This is a genomic window from Asticcacaulis sp. P4_H10, assembly GCF_056400965.1.
The window spans coordinates 136,115-153,316 of sequence record NZ_JBFUKH010000002.1; the positions used below are offsets into that span (position 1 = coordinate 136,115).

General features: G+C 59.1%; 15 protein-coding genes. 11 read left to right on the plus strand and 4 right to left on the minus strand.

The window, feature by feature from the left end; genetic code table 11:
• Positions 1–282: 282 nt before the first annotated feature.
• The 10 genes from hemE to AC1DON_RS04730 all read left to right on the plus strand — a co-directional run bounded on the left by hemE (position 283) and on the right by AC1DON_RS04730 (position 10,505).
• Entirely contained in the window at positions 283–1,308 is a 1,026-nt protein-coding gene (hemE, locus tag AC1DON_RS04685; RefSeq protein WP_476933591.1) for a uroporphyrinogen decarboxylase, read from the plus strand.
• On the plus strand, positions 1,305–2,333 hold the full coding sequence (gene hemH / locus AC1DON_RS04690) for a ferrochelatase (protein WP_476933925.1): 1,029 nt from the start codon (positions 1,305–1,307) through the stop codon (positions 2,331–2,333). The genes hemE and hemH overlap by 4 nt, the downstream gene beginning before the upstream one ends.
• On the plus strand, positions 2,333–2,785 hold the full coding sequence (locus AC1DON_RS04695; protein ID WP_476933592.1) for a CopD family protein: 453 nt from the start codon (positions 2,333–2,335) through the stop codon (positions 2,783–2,785). The genes hemH and AC1DON_RS04695 overlap by 1 nt, the downstream gene beginning before the upstream one ends.
• Before the next feature lie 345 nt (positions 2,786–3,130).
• Complete coding sequence (gene rho / locus AC1DON_RS04700; protein ID WP_476933593.1) at positions 3,131–4,504, plus strand: transcription termination factor Rho; 1,374 nt, start codon at positions 3,131–3,133, stop codon at positions 4,502–4,504.
• Positions 4,505–4,585: 81 nt separating this feature from the next.
• On the plus strand, positions 4,586–4,849 hold the full coding sequence (locus AC1DON_RS04705) for a DUF6489 family protein (RefSeq protein WP_209721753.1): 264 nt from the start codon (positions 4,586–4,588) through the stop codon (positions 4,847–4,849).
• Between the two features lie 12 nt (positions 4,850–4,861).
• Positions 4,862–6,163, plus strand: a complete 1,302-nt coding sequence (gene mnmE / locus AC1DON_RS04710) for a tRNA uridine-5-carboxymethylaminomethyl(34) synthesis GTPase MnmE (RefSeq protein WP_476933594.1) — start codon at positions 4,862–4,864, stop codon at positions 6,161–6,163.
• Between the two features lie 87 nt (positions 6,164–6,250).
• Positions 6,251–8,125, plus strand: coding sequence for a tRNA uridine-5-carboxymethylaminomethyl(34) synthesis enzyme MnmG (gene mnmG, locus AC1DON_RS04715; RefSeq protein ID WP_476933595.1), 1,875 nt, complete (start codon positions 6,251–6,253; stop codon positions 8,123–8,125).
• Positions 8,126–8,139: 14 nt separating this feature from the next.
• Complete coding sequence (gene rsmG / locus AC1DON_RS04720) at positions 8,140–8,766, plus strand: 16S rRNA (guanine(527)-N(7))-methyltransferase RsmG (protein WP_476933596.1); 627 nt, start codon at positions 8,140–8,142, stop codon at positions 8,764–8,766.
• A gap of 4 nt (positions 8,767–8,770) precedes the next feature.
• Positions 8,771–9,595 (plus strand): ParA family protein, encoded by an 825-nt coding sequence (locus tag AC1DON_RS04725; protein ID WP_476933926.1) that lies wholly within the window; start codon positions 8,771–8,773, stop codon positions 9,593–9,595.
• 19 nt (positions 9,596–9,614) lie between these two features.
• Positions 9,615–10,505: a ParB/RepB/Spo0J family partition protein gene (locus tag AC1DON_RS04730; protein ID WP_476933597.1), complete on the plus strand. Its 891-nt coding sequence runs from the start codon at positions 9,615–9,617 to the stop codon at positions 10,503–10,505.
• A 30-nt stretch (positions 10,506–10,535) separates the two neighbouring features.
• Here the strand turns inward: AC1DON_RS04730 and holA are convergent, their stop codons facing one another.
• The 4 genes from holA to AC1DON_RS04750 form a co-directional block, all read right to left on the minus strand.
• Positions 10,536–11,588 carry a DNA polymerase III subunit delta gene (holA, locus tag AC1DON_RS04735; protein WP_476933598.1) on the minus strand — a complete coding sequence of 351 codons (1,053 nt, stop codon included), beginning with the start codon at positions 11,586–11,588 and terminating at the stop codon, positions 10,536–10,538.
• Between the two features lie 16 nt (positions 11,589–11,604).
• On the minus strand, positions 11,605–12,099 hold the full coding sequence (gene lptE, locus AC1DON_RS04740; protein WP_476933599.1) for an LPS assembly lipoprotein LptE: 495 nt from the start codon (positions 12,097–12,099) through the stop codon (positions 11,605–11,607).
• Positions 12,100–14,655, minus strand: a complete 2,556-nt coding sequence (leuS, locus tag AC1DON_RS04745; RefSeq protein WP_476933600.1) for a leucine--tRNA ligase — start codon at positions 14,653–14,655, stop codon at positions 12,100–12,102.
• Between the two features lie 129 nt (positions 14,656–14,784).
• Positions 14,785–16,155 carry a cytochrome P450 gene (locus tag AC1DON_RS04750; protein WP_476933601.1) on the minus strand — a complete coding sequence of 457 codons (1,371 nt, stop codon included), beginning with the start codon at positions 16,153–16,155 and terminating at the stop codon, positions 14,785–14,787.
• 190 nt (positions 16,156–16,345) lie between these two features.
• On the opposite strand from AC1DON_RS04750, the gene AC1DON_RS04755 reads away from it, so the two are divergent.
• The gene (locus AC1DON_RS04755; protein ID WP_476933602.1) at positions 16,346–17,011 is read left to right on the plus strand and encodes a LolA family protein; all 666 of its coding nucleotides are present in this window, start codon (positions 16,346–16,348) and stop codon (positions 17,009–17,011) included.
• Positions 17,012–17,202 lie beyond the last annotated feature (191 nt).

Below are 17,202 nucleotides of genomic sequence, written 5' to 3' on the forward strand. Positions count from 1 at the left end.
TTCATGTGAATGGCTTAACACTTTATTAACCATTCACACCCAACTGGGAAAATCTCTTTACGAAGTTTTAACTATAGTTAGCATTTGGTTAACTATCCCAGCTTCCCACAGGCTGTGGACAGGCTTTTTCCAGAACGGGACGAATTGTGAAGAAGCCGGGAAAACCGCAAAGCCTGCGGCGATTTTCCACGCCATCCACCCTACTAAAAACCTCTACTTCCTCTTTCTTCTTACTAGAGGGTTCTCTAAGAGGGAGCTTCATTTTGTACCGGGATTGACTCCATGACCCTTCCTCAGGCATCCATACTCCGGGTTCTCGCCGGTGAGACCGTTAGCCCTACACCGGTATGGTTCATGCGTCAGGCCGGGCGCTACCTGCCGGAATACCGTGAGCTTCGCGCCTCGACTTCGGGCTTCGTCGATTTTTGTCTGAACCCGGAAAAATCAGCCGAAGCGACGCTGCAGCCCATCCGCCGGTTCGGCTTTGATGCAGCCATACTTTTCTCTGATATCCTGATGATTCCGCTGGCGCTTGGTCAGGACCTGACCTTTGCTGTCGGGGAGGGGCCGATCCTCGGAGAACTGCCCGACACCGCACTCATGCGCGACAAAGCTCAGGCTGCTGGCGAGGCCCTCAGGAACGTCGGAGAGACTGTGGGGCGGGTACGCAGCGCCCTGGGTCCAGAAACAACGTTGATCGGCTTCTGCGGCGGCCCCTGGACCGTCATGACCTATATGCTGAACGGCAAGAAGGCCCACGATCGCAGCCTCATCCGCAGTTTCGTCTATGAGCAACCGGAAAAGGTCGCAGACCTCCTCGATATCGTCATCGAAGCCTCCGCCCATTATCTCAAGATGCAGGCGGATGCCGGAGCACAAGTCCTGAAGATCTTTGAAAGCTGGGCAGAAGGTTTCCCCGATCCCTATTTCGACCAACTGGTTATCCAGCCGCATATCCGCCTGATCCAACGCGTCCGCGACCTGGGCGTAACCCTGCCGATCATAGGCTTTCCGAGGGGAGCCGAGGCCCGCTGCCAGAGCTATCTCGATGTCGTCCCGGTCGATGCCCTGGCATTGGGCACAGCGACACCCCTTTCGCTTGGCAAACAGCTTCAGGCGCAAAAGCCAATCCAGGGCGCGCTCGATCCCGTGGCCTTGCGTTCCGGCGGCGCGGCATTGGACGCACAGGTCGACGGAATTCTCGAAGCCTGGGGGCAGGGGCCCTTGATCTTCAATCTGGGCCACGGCATTTTCCCGGACACGCCCATCGCACATGTCGAACAGGCGCTGAAACGGATCAGAGGCTGATGAAACGCATTGCCGTCTTGCTGTTCAATCTTGGCGGGCCGAAAAACCCGGAAGACGTCAAGCCGTTTCTCTACAACCTGTTTCGCGACAAACGCATTATCGATTTGCCGTTCGGCATCCGTCAGGGCGTTGCCTCGATGATCGCCAGCCGGCGGGCGCCCGAAGCGCGCAAGAACTATGCGCATATGGGCGGCGGGTCCCCGATCCTGCGCGAGACTGAGGCGCAAGCCAACGCGTTGGAAGCCTATATCAACAGCCACACCAGGGGCCTCGAGACCCGGGTATTTGTCGGCATGCGCTACTGGCATCCATTCGTGGAGCAGGCGGCGGCCGATATCGCTGCCTGGCGCCCGGATGAGGTGGTCCTGCTGCCTCTCTATCCGCAGTTCTCGTCGACCACGACCCTGAGTGCTGTTGAGGCTTTCAAGAAGGCATACAAGGGTTCGGCGAAGGTCACCGAGGTCTGCTGCTATTCGCACAATGATCATTTCATCAAGGCACACGCTGACCTGATCCGGACGAAGCTGAAAGCCGTCAAGGATCGCAAGGACTATCGGCTGTTGTTCTCGGCGCATGGCCTGCCGGAAAAGATCGTCAAACAGGGTGACCCTTATCAGTCGCAGGTCGAAGCCACGGTTGCGCGCGTTATGACTATGCTGGACATGCCGGTCGAGCACATCATTTGCTACCAAAGCCGCGTCGGACCGTTGAAGTGGATCGGGCCGTCGACCGACGAAACCATCCGTCAGGCGGGGAGGGACGGCAAGAATGTCATCGTCGTGCCGATCGCCTTTGTCTCCGAGCATATCGAGACCCTGGTCGAACTGGACATGGAATATGGCCATCTGGCGAAGGACGCCGGCATTGCCGATTACATCCGTATCCCCGCGTTGGGTGTGGATGAAAACTATATCAAGGCCCTCAACGACGAGGTGCTGAAAGCCGTCGGGTCTTCCGAAGCGGTGATGGGCGATCATGATTGCGATTCCTGCCATCGCTTCTGTCCGAAGAGGAGGGCAGGGTAATGAACTGGTATGATCTGGCACGCGGGCTGCACATTCTTGCGGTGATCGCATGGATGGCGGGGCTTCTTTATCTGCCGCGCCTGTTTGTCTATCACGTCCAGAACGCCGAGAAGCCGGATGTCGTTAGCGTGTTCGCGGTGATGGAGCGCAATCTGCTCAAAATCATCATGAACCCGGCGATGATTGCCGCCTGGGTGTTCGGGGTGTGGTTGCTCTATCTGCGCTTTTCGCCTGATTGGTCGGTGGCGATGAAGCAGCCGTGGTTGCATGTCAAGCTTCTGGGGGTTGTGCTGATGACTGGTTATCACCACTTCCTACTGGCACGTTTCAAGAAGCTTCAAGCCGGTCAGCCGGCCGGCAGCGAGAAGTTCTGGCGCCGAATCAATGAGGTGCCCTTCTTGCTGGCGATTGTTATTGTGACGGCGGTGACGCTGGAGTACGGCGCAAGATAACTTATGGGGTGTGGGGTCTTGACCCCATAAACCTTTGTTCTTTTCTTAGCTCGGCCAAAAGGGCGGGCTAAGAAGAATAGAAGACTTGGGGCCGCAGGCCCCAAACCCACAAGTTTATCTTGACCGTTCCCACGGTAGGTGTATTTTCCCCTCGATTTTGCGCAGCTGCACTCTTCGCGCGCAATACACAAACACAAGGCGCCACGGTTCTCGTCGGATAGCCTCCCCACTAAATTTCATCGTCTTTTCAAACAGTTGTACGAAAAGGCATCAGGTTATTCGTCCCTCGCAGGTGTCATCACCTTGCGCGCGGTCGCATATCCTAAAGCATACGAAAGCAAGACCATGAGTGAAGATTCCGAAATCGAAGGTGTTGGCGAAGAACTGCTCGATACCGAAGCCGAAACGGAAACCGAGGATCAGGACGAAGAGGCCAGTGAAGGCTCCATGAAGGGCGAGAAAATGTCCCTTCAGACCCTGAAGGACAAATCGCCTACCGACCTACTCACCTTCGCCGAAACCCTCGGTGTCGAAAATGCCTCCAACCTGCGTAAGCAGGACATGATGTTCGCGGTCCTGAAGGCCCTGGCCGAAGAAGGCGTCGAAATCACCGGCTCTGGCGTCGTCGAAGTCCTCCAGGACGGCTTCGGCTTCCTGCGTTCGCCTGAAGCCAACTACCTGCCAGGTCCCGACGACATCTACGTTTCGCCCCAGCAAATCCGCCGTCACGGCCTGCGCACCGGCGATACTGTCGAAGGCCCGATCCGCAGCCCCCGCGAAGGCGAACGCTACTTCGCCCTGCTGAAAATCCAGACCATCAATTTCGAAGACCCCGAGACCATCCGTCACAAGGTCCACTTCGACAACCTGACGCCGCTCTACCCTGAACAGCGTCTGTGGATGGAAATCGAAGACCCGACCCTCAAAGACCGCTCCGGCCGCATCATCGACATCGTCGCGCCGCTCGGCAAGGGCCAGCGCTGTCTGATCGTCGCCCCGCCGCGCGTCGGTAAGACCGTAATGTTGCAGAACATTGCCAAGTCAGTCGCCGCCAACCACCCGGACTGCTACCTGATCGTTCTGCTCATCGACGAACGCCCCGAAGAAGTGACCGACATGCAGCGCACCGTGCGTGGCGAAGTCATCTCCTCGACCTTCGACGAGCCGGCCACCCGCCACGTCCAGGTCGCAGAAATGGTCATTGAAAAGGCCAAGCGCCTGGTTGAACACAAGCGCGATGTCGTCATCCTGCTCGACTCGATCACCCGTCTCGGCCGCGCCTACAACACGGTTGTGCCGTCGTCGGGCAAGGTCCTGACCGGTGGTGTTGACGCCAACGCTCTGCAGCGCCCCAAGCGCTTCTTCGGCGCCGCGCGGAACATCGAAGAGGGTGGCTCGCTGACCATCATCGCCACCGCGCTGATCGACACGGGCTCGCGTATGGACGAAGTCATCTTCGAAGAATTCAAGGGCACCGGTAACTCGGAAATCGTCCTTGACCGTAAGGTCGCGGACAAGCGCGTCTTCCCGGCCATGGATGTTCTCAAGTCCGGTACGCGTAAGGAAGAACTGCTCACCGAGAAGTCGAACCTGCAGAAGACCTACGTCCTGCGCCGTATCCTCAACCCGATGGGTGCCCAGGATGCAATCGAGTTCCTCAGCGACAAATTGCGCCAGACCAAGAACAACGCCGAGTTCTTCCAGTCGATGAACACGTAAGCGTTTTCGAACAACATAATTAACTCTTGCCAACCCGATATGACACCCTCATATCGGGTTGTCATCTTTCTGGAGCTCAACATGAAGTGCACGGTCAATGTCGAATGTACACCGCAAGAGGCCCGCGCGTTTCTGGGCTTGCCGGACGTTGAGCCGCTGAACGATTTTGTCGTCGAGCAGATGCGCCTGAAGGTCGAGCAGAACATGCAATCCATGCAGCCGGAAGAGATTATCAAGACTTGGTCGAGCCTGGGCATCACGGCTCAGGATCAGTTCTTCAAGCTGTTCCAGTCGGCGGCCAAGGCCAGCATGGGCTCGTTCGGAACGGGCAAGGATATCAAGTAAGGAGTGTTTCACGTGAAACACACCATCTTCGCCCTGGCGAGTGCGCAGGGCAGGGCAGGCGTGTCGATCATCCGCCTGTCCGGACCAGAAGCTCTTGCAACCGCACAAGCGTTGAGTGGCAAGACGTTCAAGCCGCGGTTTGCGACCTATACCGATCTGGTCCATGACGGTGAACTGCTCGACCAATGCGTCGCAATCTGGTTTCAAGGGCCGAACAGCTTTACCGGCGAAGATTGTGTCGAGTTTCATGTTCATGGGTCTCGCGCCATTATCGACCGGCTTTACAGTGTCCTCTTGTCCATGGGACTTACGCTGGCCGAACCGGGTGAATTCACGCGCCGGGCGCTGGAAAATCATAAGCTTGATCTAACCCAGGCAGAAGCTATTGCCGACCTGGTCGATGCTGAATCCGAAGCGCAACGCCGCCAGGCATTGACCCAGTTGGGCGGGGGCTTGCGCGCGCGCTACGAAGGCTGGCGGTCAGAGCTGATCGACCTTTTGGCGCGGCTTGAGGTCTATATCGACTTCCCGGATGAAGACTTGCCGGACGATCTCAGCCAGTCGATCTTGAAGCGCATTACGAGTTTGGAAGCGTCTTTGCGTGACGCCCTGGCTGATGAAAAGCGCGGTCGGCAAATCCGAGAAGGCTATCGTATCGTTATCCTTGGCGAGCCCAACGCCGGTAAGTCGAGCCTGTTTAACGTGCTGCTGAATACCGAGACAGCGATCGTCACACCGGTAGCGGGGACGACGCGTGATATTCTCGAGGCTCAGCTGCGCATCGGCCCTTATTCCGTTTTGCTCTACGACACAGCTGGTTTGCGCGAAACGGAAGAGATCGTGGAGCGCGAGGGTATTCGCCGGGCGCGTCAACGTGCCTCTGAAGCCGATCTTCGTATCTGGGTGATTGATAGCCAGAATCCCTCAGAGCCGGAACCTAAGCTATTAACAACTGGTGATTTTATCGTTTATAACAAGATGGATAACGGGAGTGTTTCACGTGAAACACGCCAGTTCGACGTCAGCACTGTAACGGGTGCGGGCTTAGATGCCCTTATCAAAGCGCTTGAGGCACATGTCGAAAGCGCCTTGTCGCTGCAAACATTCCCGGCCGCAACGCGCGATCGTCACCGCGCGCGATTGGCAGAGGCCCATGGGCATGTTCTGCACGCTTTGAATTCTCGTCTGCAGGTGCCGGAGCTAACGGCAGAAGACATCCGGATGGCGATTAACAGCTTCGAAGCGCTGTTTGGGCGTTATGATGTTGAGCAGGTTCTGGACGAAGTCTTCTCGTCCTTCTGCATCGGAAAGTGATCCGGTGTTTCACGTGAAACACCAATTGCAGAGTCGACCCCTCGGCCGTTGTCTGCTATAGGCACCGTCCATCTCCTGAGGACATTGATGACCGATTATTCGAACACGTTATGGGACGTGATCGTCGTTGGCGGCGGCCATGCCGGCTGCGAGGCCGCGACGGCCTCCGCGCGCATGGGAGCCAAGACCTTGCTGCTCACCCATCGCAAGGAAACCCTGGGCGAGATGTCCTGTAACCCCGCCATAGGTGGCCTGGGGAAGGGGCATCTGGTCCGCGAAATCGATGCTCTGGACGGCGTCATGGGCCGGATGGCAGATATCGGTGGCATCCAATACAAGGTCCTGAATAAGTCCAAAGGTCCGGCCGTGCGTGGTCCGCGCGCCCAGATCGATCGCAAACTGTACCGCGCAGCCATGCAGGCCGAATTGGCGCAGACCCCAAATCTCGATATCGCCGAAGCCGCCGTCGAAGATCTGATCCTGGAAACCGGCCGCGTTGTCGGTGTCTCCGACGCCAACGGCCAAAGCTACGAGGCGCGTGCCGTTGTCCTGACGACTGGCACCTTCCTGCGTGGTGTCATCCATATTGGCGAAAAGCGCATGTCCGCCGGTCGCTGGGGCGACCAACCCGCCAACGGGCTGGGCCAGCGTCTTTACGATCTTAAACTCGATATGGGCCGCCTGAAGACGGGTACGCCGGCGCGCCTCGATGGCAAGACGATCCAATGGGACCGTCTGGAACAGCAGGTTGGTGACGATCCGATCGAGCCTTTTTCCTATCTTACGGCGTCAATCGACCGCCCCCAGATTGCTTGCGGCATCACCTATACCAACGAAAAGACCCACGCGATCATCGCCGACCGTATCAAAGAATCTGCGGTTTACGGCGGGCATCTTTCGGGCCGCGGTCCGCGCTATTGCCCGTCGATCGAAGACAAGGTCGTCAAGTTCGCAGACAAGACCAGTCACCAGATATTCCTGGAACCGGAAGGTTATGACGATGACACCGTCTATCCGAACGGTATTTCGACCAGCGTGTCCGAAGCCACGCAGGAAGCTTTCCTGCGCACCATAGTGGGCCTGGAAGACGTGGTCATCAAGCGCTACGCCTACGCCATCGAATACGACTACGTCGATCCGCGTGAACTACATCCAACCCTTGAGCTGAAGCAGTTGCCGGGCTTGTTCCTGGCCGGGCAGATCAACGGCACCACTGGCTATGAAGAGGCGGGTGCTCAGGGGCTTATGGCCGGTATGAACGCCGCGGCGCAAGCCGGTGGTTATAGCCCTGTGATCCTTGGCCGCGACGAAGCCTATATAGGGGTGATGATCGACGATCTGGTGACGCGTGGCGTCACCGAACCTTATCGGATGTTCACCAGCCGGGCGGAGTTCCGCTTATCTCTGCGCGCCGACAATGCTGATCAGCGCTTAACGGATAAAGGCATTGCTAATCGCGTCGTTGGCAGCCACCGTGCGACAGCGTGGTCGGCAAAGCGAGATGCTCTGGCTGAGATTCGTAGCCGCGCGACCGAACTCGTTGCGACGCCGCGCGAGGCTTTGTCGCAGAATATTCAGGTCAATGGCGATGGCCAGCGACGCAATGTCGTACAGCTCATGGCCTATGACAGCTGCTCTCGCAGCAAGCTCGAAGCCCTGTGGCCGGAGATCGCCGCCTGGCCGGAAGCGCTTTATGAGCAAGTGGAAATCGATGCCCTCTATGCTGGCTATATGTCGCGCCAGAAGGCAGAGATCGAGTCCTTCCGTAAGGACGAGAACTTAAGCCTGCCTGAGGATGTCGACTACGCCACGGTGCCGGGGTTATCGAATGAAGCGCGCGAAAAGTTGTCGCGCATTCGGCCGCAAACCTTGGGGCAGGCGGGCCGTATCGAAGGCATGACGCAGGGCGCGCTGACCACCCTGCTGTTCTTTGTCCGCAATCGCGTGAAGAAGTCGGCCTGATGACAGACACACCCATGACGCCGCAAGAGATGGCGGCGAAGCTGGTGTTTCACGTGAAACACGAGGCGATCGCCGACCTCGATATCTTTCGCGAATACCTCGTTAAACAGAACGAAGTCATGAATCTGGTAGGTCCCGCGACCGTGCCACATTACTGGTCGCGGCATGTGCTCGACAGCGCGCAACTACTGAACCAGCGGCCAGATGCGCGTGTGTGGGCCGATCTAGGCGCCGGCGCCGGCTTTCCGGGCCTGGTATTGGCTATTCTGCTCAAGCACAGCGAGGGGCCGGCACCCAGGGTCTATCTGATCGACTCACTGACCAAGCGCTGCCGCTTCCTGCAAGAGCTGGTCGATCAGCTGAGTCTGCCGGCCGAGGTCATCAACGACCGGTCAGAAAACCTCAATCTCAAGGTCGATGTCGTCACAGCGCGCGCCTTTGCCCCGTTCCCACGTCTGTTTACCTTTTCCGAAAAATTCTTTCGAAACGGCGCCGAAGGCTGGTTTTTAAAAGGGGAAAACGTGGAAAGTGAACTGACTGAGGCTGGCAAACAGTGGCGATTCGAAGTAGAACAATACGAGTCCCTTAGCGATCCACGTGGTCGCGTTGTCCATATCCGGAGGCTGACACGTGGCAGATAGCGCCCTGGAACAGGAAAAATATCCCGTTCGCGTCCTGGCGATCGCCAATCAAAAAGGCGGAGTAGGAAAGACCACGACCGCCATCAATCTGGGTACCGCCCTGGCCGCCATCGGCCAACGCGTCCTGCTGATTGATCTGGATCCTCAGGGCAATGCCTCGACAGGATTGGGTATCCCCAAGGCCGATCGCGTCAGTTCGCTGTATGACGTCATCGTTGATCAGGCGCCGATTGGCGACACGGCTTTGAAGACGGCGGTGCCGGGCTTATGGCTGCTGCCGTCCGATCCCGATCTGTCGGGTGTCGAGATCGAACTGGGCCAGGCCGAGCGCCGTTCCTACCGTTTGCGCGACGCACTCGACAGCCTGGATCAGGACAAACCGCCTTATGATTATATCCTGATCGACTGCCCGCCATCGCTTAACCTGCTGACGGTCAATGCTATGAGCGCTGCAGATGCCGTCATGGTACCTTTGCAGTGTGAGTTCTTTGCGCTGGAGGGGCTGAGTCAGTTGATGCGGACGATCGATCTGGTGCGCGGCTCACTTAATCCGCGCCTCAGCCTGCAGGGCATTGTCCTGACTATGTTCGACAAGCGCAACGCGCTATCGGGTCATGTCGAACGCGACGTCCGGTCACACTTTGGTCAGCTCGTGTATGACACGGTCATACCGCGCAATGTGCGGGTGTCGGAAGCGCCCTCCTTCGGTAAGCCCGCCCTTATCTACGATATGAAATGTTCGGGCAGCCAGGCCTATATCAAGCTGGCCAAGGAGCTGGTGGCGCGTGAGAAATCGCGCCGCGCCCAGGCCGTCAAACAACCGGCCTGAGCCGGAAGGAAACATATAAATGTCTGAAAAACAAAGAGGTTTAGGTCGGGGACTGTCAGCGCTTCTTGGCGATTCGGGAGCCCAAGCCGTGGCCGCAGCGCCTGTCTCCGATCAGCCTTCCGAGCCTTTCCGCACGCCGGAACAGCCGATAGATCTGCTGGTTCGCAACCCGGATCAACCGCGCCGAATTTTTACCGAAGCGGACATCGACGATCTGGCGGCTTCAATCCGTGAGAAGGGGGTATTGCAGCCGATCCTGGTACGTCCAGCGCCCGGTCAGCCGGGTAAATACCAGATTATCGCCGGTGAACGCCGCTGGCGCGCGTCGCAAAAAGCCGGCCTGCATTCTGTACCGGTAATCGTGCGTGATCTTGACGATCTCGAAGTGCTGGAGATCGGCATTATCGAAAATGTCCAGCGCGCTGATCTAAACGGTATCGAAGAAGCGCGGGCCTATAAGGTGCTGATGGAGCGCTTTGGCCGAACCCAGGACGCCCTGGCGCAGGTCGTCGGCAAATCGCGTAGCCACATCGCCAATATGCTGCGTCTGCTGGCCTTGCCCGAGGTCGTTCAGGACCATGTGCTGCAAGGCCGTCTGAGTGTGGGTCATGCCCGCGCCCTGGTCACGGCTCAGGACGCTGAAGGTCTTGCGGAGAAGGTGATCGCGGCTGGCCTGTCGGTCCGTCAGACTGAAGCGCTTGTGCGCGATGAGATGGCGCCAGTGCGCAACGCCGCGCCTCGTGTCCGTGTTGCTGGCAATGCCGATACGCAGTCGCTGGAGCAGGACCTCCAGGAAGCCCTGGGCCTCAAGGTGCGGTTGGATGACAAGGGTGGGAAGGGTGAGATTCGCCTGGCTTACGCGACGCTGGAACAGCTCGATGAAGTCTGCCGCCGGCTGATGAAAAACTAATGGGGTGAAGGGGCCCGCGGCCCCTTCGTCTTATAACCCGGCGCGCGTCGCCTTGCCTGCGACCTGCATATACAGCCGCTCGGCAATCAAGAGGTCCGGCATTCCCGTCGACTTGACCATCTTGTCGGTATCGATGATGTCGCGCGCCAGCCCATCCAGGATATCAATATTCCACGACTTGGCCTGGCGCAGCATATCGTCCTCGTCCTTCCAGAATATCCCAGAATTCCGAGCCGCCGTCTTGGGATCGAGGCCGCGTAGCAGGTTACCCTTCAGCACCTTGACCTTGTTGTAGTGCATGCTGAGCGCGCGCAGAGCATCCGGTCCGCTTTCGCCCTCGGCAAACGCCCGGCGCAGACCCGCCTGAGCTGCCTTCATGCGGCCGCCAAAAGCATCCTGTGCAGCCTTGAAGAGGGAGGCTTCAGGCTCGACGCCGAGAAAATCCTGCAATTCCGTCTCGGTCAGGGTCTTGTTCGACCCAGGCCCGATAAACAGCACCAGCCGCTCGATCTCCTGGCGCGCAATGCCGCGCTCTTTCGGCAGGCGCTGGGCAAATATATCCATGGCCGCCGTGTTCAGCCCCACTCCATTTTCCTGGAGCGTCTCACGCGCCATACGGATGATGTCGCCGGTCTCATCGTCGTAACACGCGATGCTGACGAGGTTCTTTTCGGCATCGGCTAGCTTCCTGAGCGCAGAATCTCCGCCCAGATTGCCGGATTCGATGATGATAAAGGCATCGCGATTGTAGTCACCAGCCGCATGGGCCTTCACAATCGCTGCAACCGCCTTATCCAGCGCCGATTTTTCGGTGAAGAACTTCAAACGGATCAGACGCCGCCCGCCCATCATCGACAGGGCCTGCAGCTCGCCTTCCAGCTTACCTATATCGCCATCGATATCGGTTTCGGTCAGCAAAGAGACGTTGAATGGGTCGGTGATGTCCGGCACCGTCTTTTTAGCCAGGACGGTTGATCGCTCCAGCACCTGGCTACGGTCCTTGCCATAGATCAGCACGCCGACGACATTGGCCGGCGGTTTCTGGAAAAAGACGTCGATCTCTGCCTTTTTGGACAGCTTCATTGTCTAGGTCTGACGCTTACTTGCCGTGGAAGTGCAGGGCGATCGCTGTCTGGATCTTCTGCGCGGCACTGGTCGCAAGCCGTTCCTGCGCGTCCTGCTGCGACACAATGCCGGTAAAGGGCGACGACGAGGTTGAGTAGGTAACGGTCTCGGTAAAGCTGTCCTTCAGGACCACCTGGCGCGTGCGGTTGTCGGTCAGGGCGTAGACCACGCTCGACGTCAGTTCGGACCGCGTTGAAGTGTCATCGACGCGATAACCGACCTGATAGTGGCGTTCATCGAGTTCGATAGCCAGAGTGTAAAGCGGGGTCTTTTTCGCATCCGACGCCAGGCCATTGCGCAACTGCTGACCCAGGAAGTAGCCGGTCCGCGTCTGAGGCGTCTCGACAGCGACCTGCGACAAGTTGCTGGTGACGCCGGTCTGGGCGTACATCGGCGTAAAGCCACACGCTGTCAGTGACACAGGCAGGACCGCAAGGCAGCACAGGGCCAGAAGCTTGAAAACCTTCATCTATCCCACCACGAAGTTGAGGATCCGGTTCGGCACGATAATGACCTTGCGGATTTCGACGCCCGCAAGATGCCGCTTAACGTCTTCGTCCGCAAGCGCGGTTTCGCGAATCTCGGCCTCAGTGGCGCCATTGGGGATGCTGATCTCACCACGGCGCTTGCCATTGACCTGCACAGGCAGGATGTAGACGTCGTCTTGGGCGAGGGCCGGATCAAACTTTGGCCATTCGGCCTGGGCGATCAGGCCGTCCTTGCCAAGGCGGGCCCAGCATTCTTCGGCCAGGTGCGGCGTCACCGGTGCGATCAGCCCGGCCAACAGGGTCAGGGCTTCGCGGCGGGCAACCGAACCGGTGAGGGCGACGTCGCTGGTGCGGATGATGGTGACCAATTCGTACAGCTTGGCGATGGCGGCATTGAAGCGGAAGCCTTCGAAGCCTTCGGTGACCAGCTTGACCGTCTTGTGGGTGGCCTTCAGCAGCTCGCCGGCGGCTTTTTCATCCGCACACGGAATATTTTCGTCGCCCAGGCCGTCGAACAGATCCCACACGCGATGGGTAAAGCGCCATGAGCCTTCGACCCCCGAGGTTGACCATTGCACGTCGCGTTCCGGCGGCGAGTCGGACAGCACGAACAGACGGGCGGAATCGACGCCATAGGTGTCGAAGATATCGCCGGGGGCGACGGTATTCTTCTTCGACTTCGACATCTTTTCGCTGTCGCCGATGACCAGGGTCTCGCCGTTCGAGATACGCTTGGCGATGCGTTGCCCGCCGTCAGCCGAAACGTCGACATCGGCCGGCTCGACCCATTGGCCGTCGGCGGCCTTATAGGTTTCGTGCGTCAGCATGCCCTGCGTGAACAGGCCGGCGAACGGCTCCTTAACCTCGAGATAGCCGCAATGGTTCAGCGCACGCGTAATAAAGCGGGCATAGAGCAGGTGCAGGACGGCATGTTCGATGCCGCCGATATATTGGTCGACCGCGAGCCAGTAGTCGGCCGCGTCCTTGTTAACCGGCGCGTCGGCATTCGGATCGGTAAAGCGCGCGAAATACCACGACGAGTCGACAAAGGTATCGAGCGTGTCGGTTTCGCGGCGCGCATCCTTGGCGCAGTGCGGGCACTTGACGTGCTTCCAGGTCGGATGGCGCTCCAGCGGATTACCGGGAACATCAAAGGTGACGTCTTCGGGCAGGACGACGGGCAACTGATCATCAGGCACAGGCACGACGCCGCAATCATCGCAGTGGATGATCGGGATCGGGCAGCCCCAATAGCGCTGACGGGACACGCCCCAGTCGCGCAAGCGGAACACGGTCGCGCCCTGACCCAGGCCCATGCTTTCGATCTTGTCGATCGCGGCGTTTTTGGCGTCCTCGATCTCCAGACCGTCCAGGAAGGCCGAGTGAAAGAGGGTGCCGGGGCCGGTATAGGCCTCGTTGGCGACGGTGAACGCTTCCGGGTCGGCGCCTTGCGGCAGAACGACTTCGGTAACGCTCAGATCGTACTTGCGGGCGAAATCGAGGTCGCGTTGATCGTGCGCCGGGCAGCCGAAGATGGCGCCGGTGCCGTAATCCATCAGCACGAAGTTGGCGACCCAGACATCGAGCGTCTCGCCCGGCTTGAACGGGTGCTTGACCTTGACGCCGGTGTTGAAGCCCTGCTTCTCGGCCGTGTCGATATCGGCCTGGGAGACGCCGCCCTTGCTGATCGACTTGATAAAGGCGGCCAGTTCAGGGTTAGCGGCCGCAGCGGTCTGGGCCAGCGGATGGTCGGCGGCAATGGCGATAAACGAGGCGCCAAACAGCGTATCGGGACGCGTCGTGTAAACCTCAACCCCACCGTCACGATCGACAAACGGGAAGGTCATCTGCAGGCCGCGTGACTTGCCGATCCAGTTCGACTGCATCAGCCGCACCTTTTCCGGCCAGCGTTCCAGCGTCGTCAGGCCTTCGATCAGGTCATCGGCAAAGCGCGTGATGCGCATGAACCACTGGGTCAGCTTCTTCTTTTCGACAGGCGCGCCTGACCGCCAGCCGCGGCCTTCGATAACCTGCTCGTTGGCGAGCACGGTCATGTCCACCGGGTCCCAGTTGACCTGGCTTTCGCGGCGATAGACCAGGTCGTTCTTCAGCAGGTCGAGAAACCACTTCTGCTGCTTGCCATAGTAGGCCGGGTCACAGGTGGCGAATTCGCGCGTCCAGTCGATCGACAGGCCCAGGCGCTTCAGCTCGCCGCGCATATTGGCGATATTATCGTAAGTCCAGCCCTTGGGGTGGATCTTGCGTTCCATGGCGGCGTTTTCGGCCGGCATGCCAAAGGCGTCCCAGCCCATGGGGTGCAGGACATTGAAGCCGCGCGCGCGCTTGAACCGCGCCACCAGATCGCCCATGGCGTAGTTGCGCACATGGCCCATATGGATCTTCCCTGATGGATAGGGGAACATCTCAAGCACGTAGTATTTCGGCTTATCCGCGTCCTGGGTCGTCAGAAACACCTGCGCGTCGTCCCAGCGTTGGCGTTGTTTCGGTTCGGTCTCTTTGGGATTGTAGCGGGCCATGGCTTTGCAAACTTAAGGAAAATGTGGCCTGCTTATAAGGTGGTGTGCCCTGTGGCGCTATAGAAATATGGCATTAAGCGTTGTCGCATTTCCTAACGGCGAACCGGCGGCCACTTCGCCGGGAAATGCTTAGATCGCGTCGATCCTAAACCACGGATCGCGGTCGGGCACGGTCGCCAGCCGGAAGACGGGCAGGATGGGCCGTTTGTCTTCCGCCACGACGTGGTGGCGCGCCAAAAGGCTGGCCAGGATGATCTGGGCTTCGACCATGGCAAAGCCAGCGCCGATACAGATGCGCCCGCCACCGCCGAACGGCAGATAGGTGTCCATACTGGTCCATGGCGAGGGGATGCCGTCGAAGCGCGAGGGTTTAAACGCGGTCGGATCGTCCCAATGCTTGGTGTGGCGATGAATGATCCACGGGCTGATCCACACATCGGTGCCGGCGGTGACGGGGTTACCCATGATGACGTCGTCATTAATGGCCTTGCGCACGACATAGGCGACGGGTGGATAGAGCCTGAGCGCTTCCAGCAGGGTGTTTCTCAAACGCGGCCAGTTCTTGATATCGTCCATGGTGGTGACGCGCTCGACCGGAAAGGCGCGGACCTCGTCGCGGATGCGTTCCTGCTCAACGCTATCGAGGCTGAGGAGATAGGTCGCCCAGAACAGCAGGCGCGAGGTTGTTTCAAACCCGGCGGCCAGAAGCGTTGCGCACTGGTCGCGAATTTCGGCGTCATCAATGGCCGCGCCCGTATGTGGATCGCGCGCAGCCAGCAGGAGATCGAGCAGGTCGCCGCGCTTGTGCTGGTTGTCAGAGCCCGAGCTTTTGCGATCGGTGATCACTTCGTCGACCACGGTGCGCCATTCCTTCTGGAACCGCCGGCGGTTGCCCGACGCCCAGCCGAAATGCTCCTCGGTGGGTGCGATGGCGTCGAGTACGGTTGGCCGGCCCGCGCCTTCGAGGTACTGGCGCGCAAGCTGCGGAATGCGAGCGCGGTTGTCGTCGGCCTGGAGGGAGAACAGTGCCTTCAGGACAGCATCGAGCGCGGCGCGGTGGAAGACCTCGGTGAAACGCACGCGTGGCAGGCCTTCGAGGCGCTTCACCATCTGCTCACCGGCGGACTGGAAATGCGGGATCAGGTCGCCGATGGCAGCGGGGCTGAAGATCGGCGCCAGCATCCGCCTTTGCCGCCGCCATACCTGGCCTTCCGACAGGAACAGCCCGTTGCCCATGACCGGCCGGAACAGCCGCGCCTGGACGATCGGGCGCAGATAATTGTCCATATTGGTTTTAAGGACATGGTTGATGCCTTCGGGATCGGCGACAGCGACCGTATCGACGCCCAGCGCACGCGCGCGGCCGAAGGTTAGACGGAAGGAGTCTTCCGAATAGATGGTCAGCGGATTGATGAAGAACTGCGGGACCCACTGCCAGCTGGGCAGCGGCTTCTTGTGGACCGGATGAGCGGGGGGAACGATAGGGCGAAGGTCGTCCATGGGGCATCTCCTGGGCAGACTATCGGCTCGTCTGCAGGAGGGATCAACCCCCCTGCGGCAAAAGGTATCTGCGCCATTCATCCGCGCTTAATCCTGCGGCCACAAACCGGAATTTTACGTCTTTTTCACGCCCTTGAATTGCCGGGGAGGGGGTTTAGTGATCTATGGGACGAGAGATAAAGGACATAATATGCTGACCCGCCGCCTGCTTTTGACGACCCTGGCTGCCGCCTGTGTGACCGCGACGTCGCCGGCCCTGGCCCAGTCGGGCAAGAACAACTTCACCACCTATATCGTGCCGCCGAAGTTCAACGCCGCCGATCAGGCGCGCATTACCCAGGCGACCAGCTATCTTCAGGGGCTGCGCACCGCCCAGGGCCGTTTCGAACAAAGCGATTTTCGTGGCCGCAAGACGCAAGGCGCGTGGTTTCTGGCACGTCCGGGCAAGATTCGCTTCGAATATGACGCGCCGTCGTCGCTGCTGATCGTCTCGGACGGCAAGCAGGTCAAGATGTGGGACCCGCGCCTGAAGTCGTTCGACGCCTATCCGCTCGATGAAACGCCGCTGTCGCTGTTTTTGTCTAAGCAGATCCGCTTCGACCAGGGTGTGGTCGTCACCGCTGTGTCGTCGAGCCCGACCGGTTTCATGCTGAAGGCGCGCGACCGCCGCAAGCAGGTCGAAGGGGCGATCACGCTGAACTTTGCGCAGGCGGCCAATGGCGCTTTGACGCTCAAGGACTGGGTCATCGTCGACGCACAGGGTCGGGCGACGACCGTCCGTCTGGTCAGCCTGACACCTGATTCGCCGCTGAAGCCGGAATTGTTTGTGCTCAACAAGCCGCAGTTAAAAAAATAATGCCGGTTTGACATTTTTCATTGCGCTTTTTTAGAAATGGTGTCATTATTCACACATAGAAGGGCTACGGCGGTAGACTTTCTGGACGTGCGTTTTCCCTTTTTTCTCTTCGTGTTATGTGCCAAAATCTGGCCCGGTCCGCGCCCTCGGACCGGGTCTTTTTTGTTTGGCTTTTCAGTCTTTTAGGCAGC

Excerpts from the sequence above, each read along its gene's own strand:
- lptE (WP_476933599.1), bottom strand. The coding sequence starts at position 12,099 with ATGAAGGTTTTCAAGCTTCTGGCCCTGTGCTGCCTTGCGGTCCTGCCT.
- leuS (WP_476933600.1), bottom strand. The coding sequence starts at position 14,655 with ATGGCCCGCTACAATCCCAAAGAGACCGAACCGAAACAACGCCAACGC.
- AC1DON_RS04730 (WP_476933597.1), top strand. The coding sequence starts at position 9,615 with ATGTCTGAAAAACAAAGAGGTTTAGGTCGGGGACTGTCAGCGCTTCTT.
- AC1DON_RS04705 (WP_209721753.1), top strand. The coding sequence starts at position 4,586 with ATGAAGTGCACGGTCAATGTCGAATGTACACCGCAAGAGGCCCGCGCG.
- AC1DON_RS04695 (WP_476933592.1), top strand. The coding sequence starts at position 2,333 with ATGAACTGGTATGATCTGGCACGCGGGCTGCACATTCTTGCGGTGATC.
- AC1DON_RS04755 (WP_476933602.1), top strand. The coding sequence starts at position 16,346 with ATGCTGACCCGCCGCCTGCTTTTGACGACCCTGGCTGCCGCCTGTGTG.
- rho (WP_476933593.1), top strand. The coding sequence starts at position 3,131 with ATGAGTGAAGATTCCGAAATCGAAGGTGTTGGCGAAGAACTGCTCGAT.
- AC1DON_RS04750 (WP_476933601.1), bottom strand. The coding sequence starts at position 16,155 with ATGGACGACCTTCGCCCTATCGTTCCCCCCGCTCATCCGGTCCACAAG.
- holA (WP_476933598.1), bottom strand. The coding sequence starts at position 11,588 with ATGAAGCTGTCCAAAAAGGCAGAGATCGACGTCTTTTTCCAGAAACCG.
- hemE (WP_476933591.1), top strand. The coding sequence starts at position 283 with ATGACCCTTCCTCAGGCATCCATACTCCGGGTTCTCGCCGGTGAGACC.
- mnmG (WP_476933595.1), top strand. The coding sequence starts at position 6,251 with ATGACCGATTATTCGAACACGTTATGGGACGTGATCGTCGTTGGCGGC.
- rsmG (WP_476933596.1), top strand. The coding sequence starts at position 8,140 with ATGACGCCGCAAGAGATGGCGGCGAAGCTGGTGTTTCACGTGAAACAC.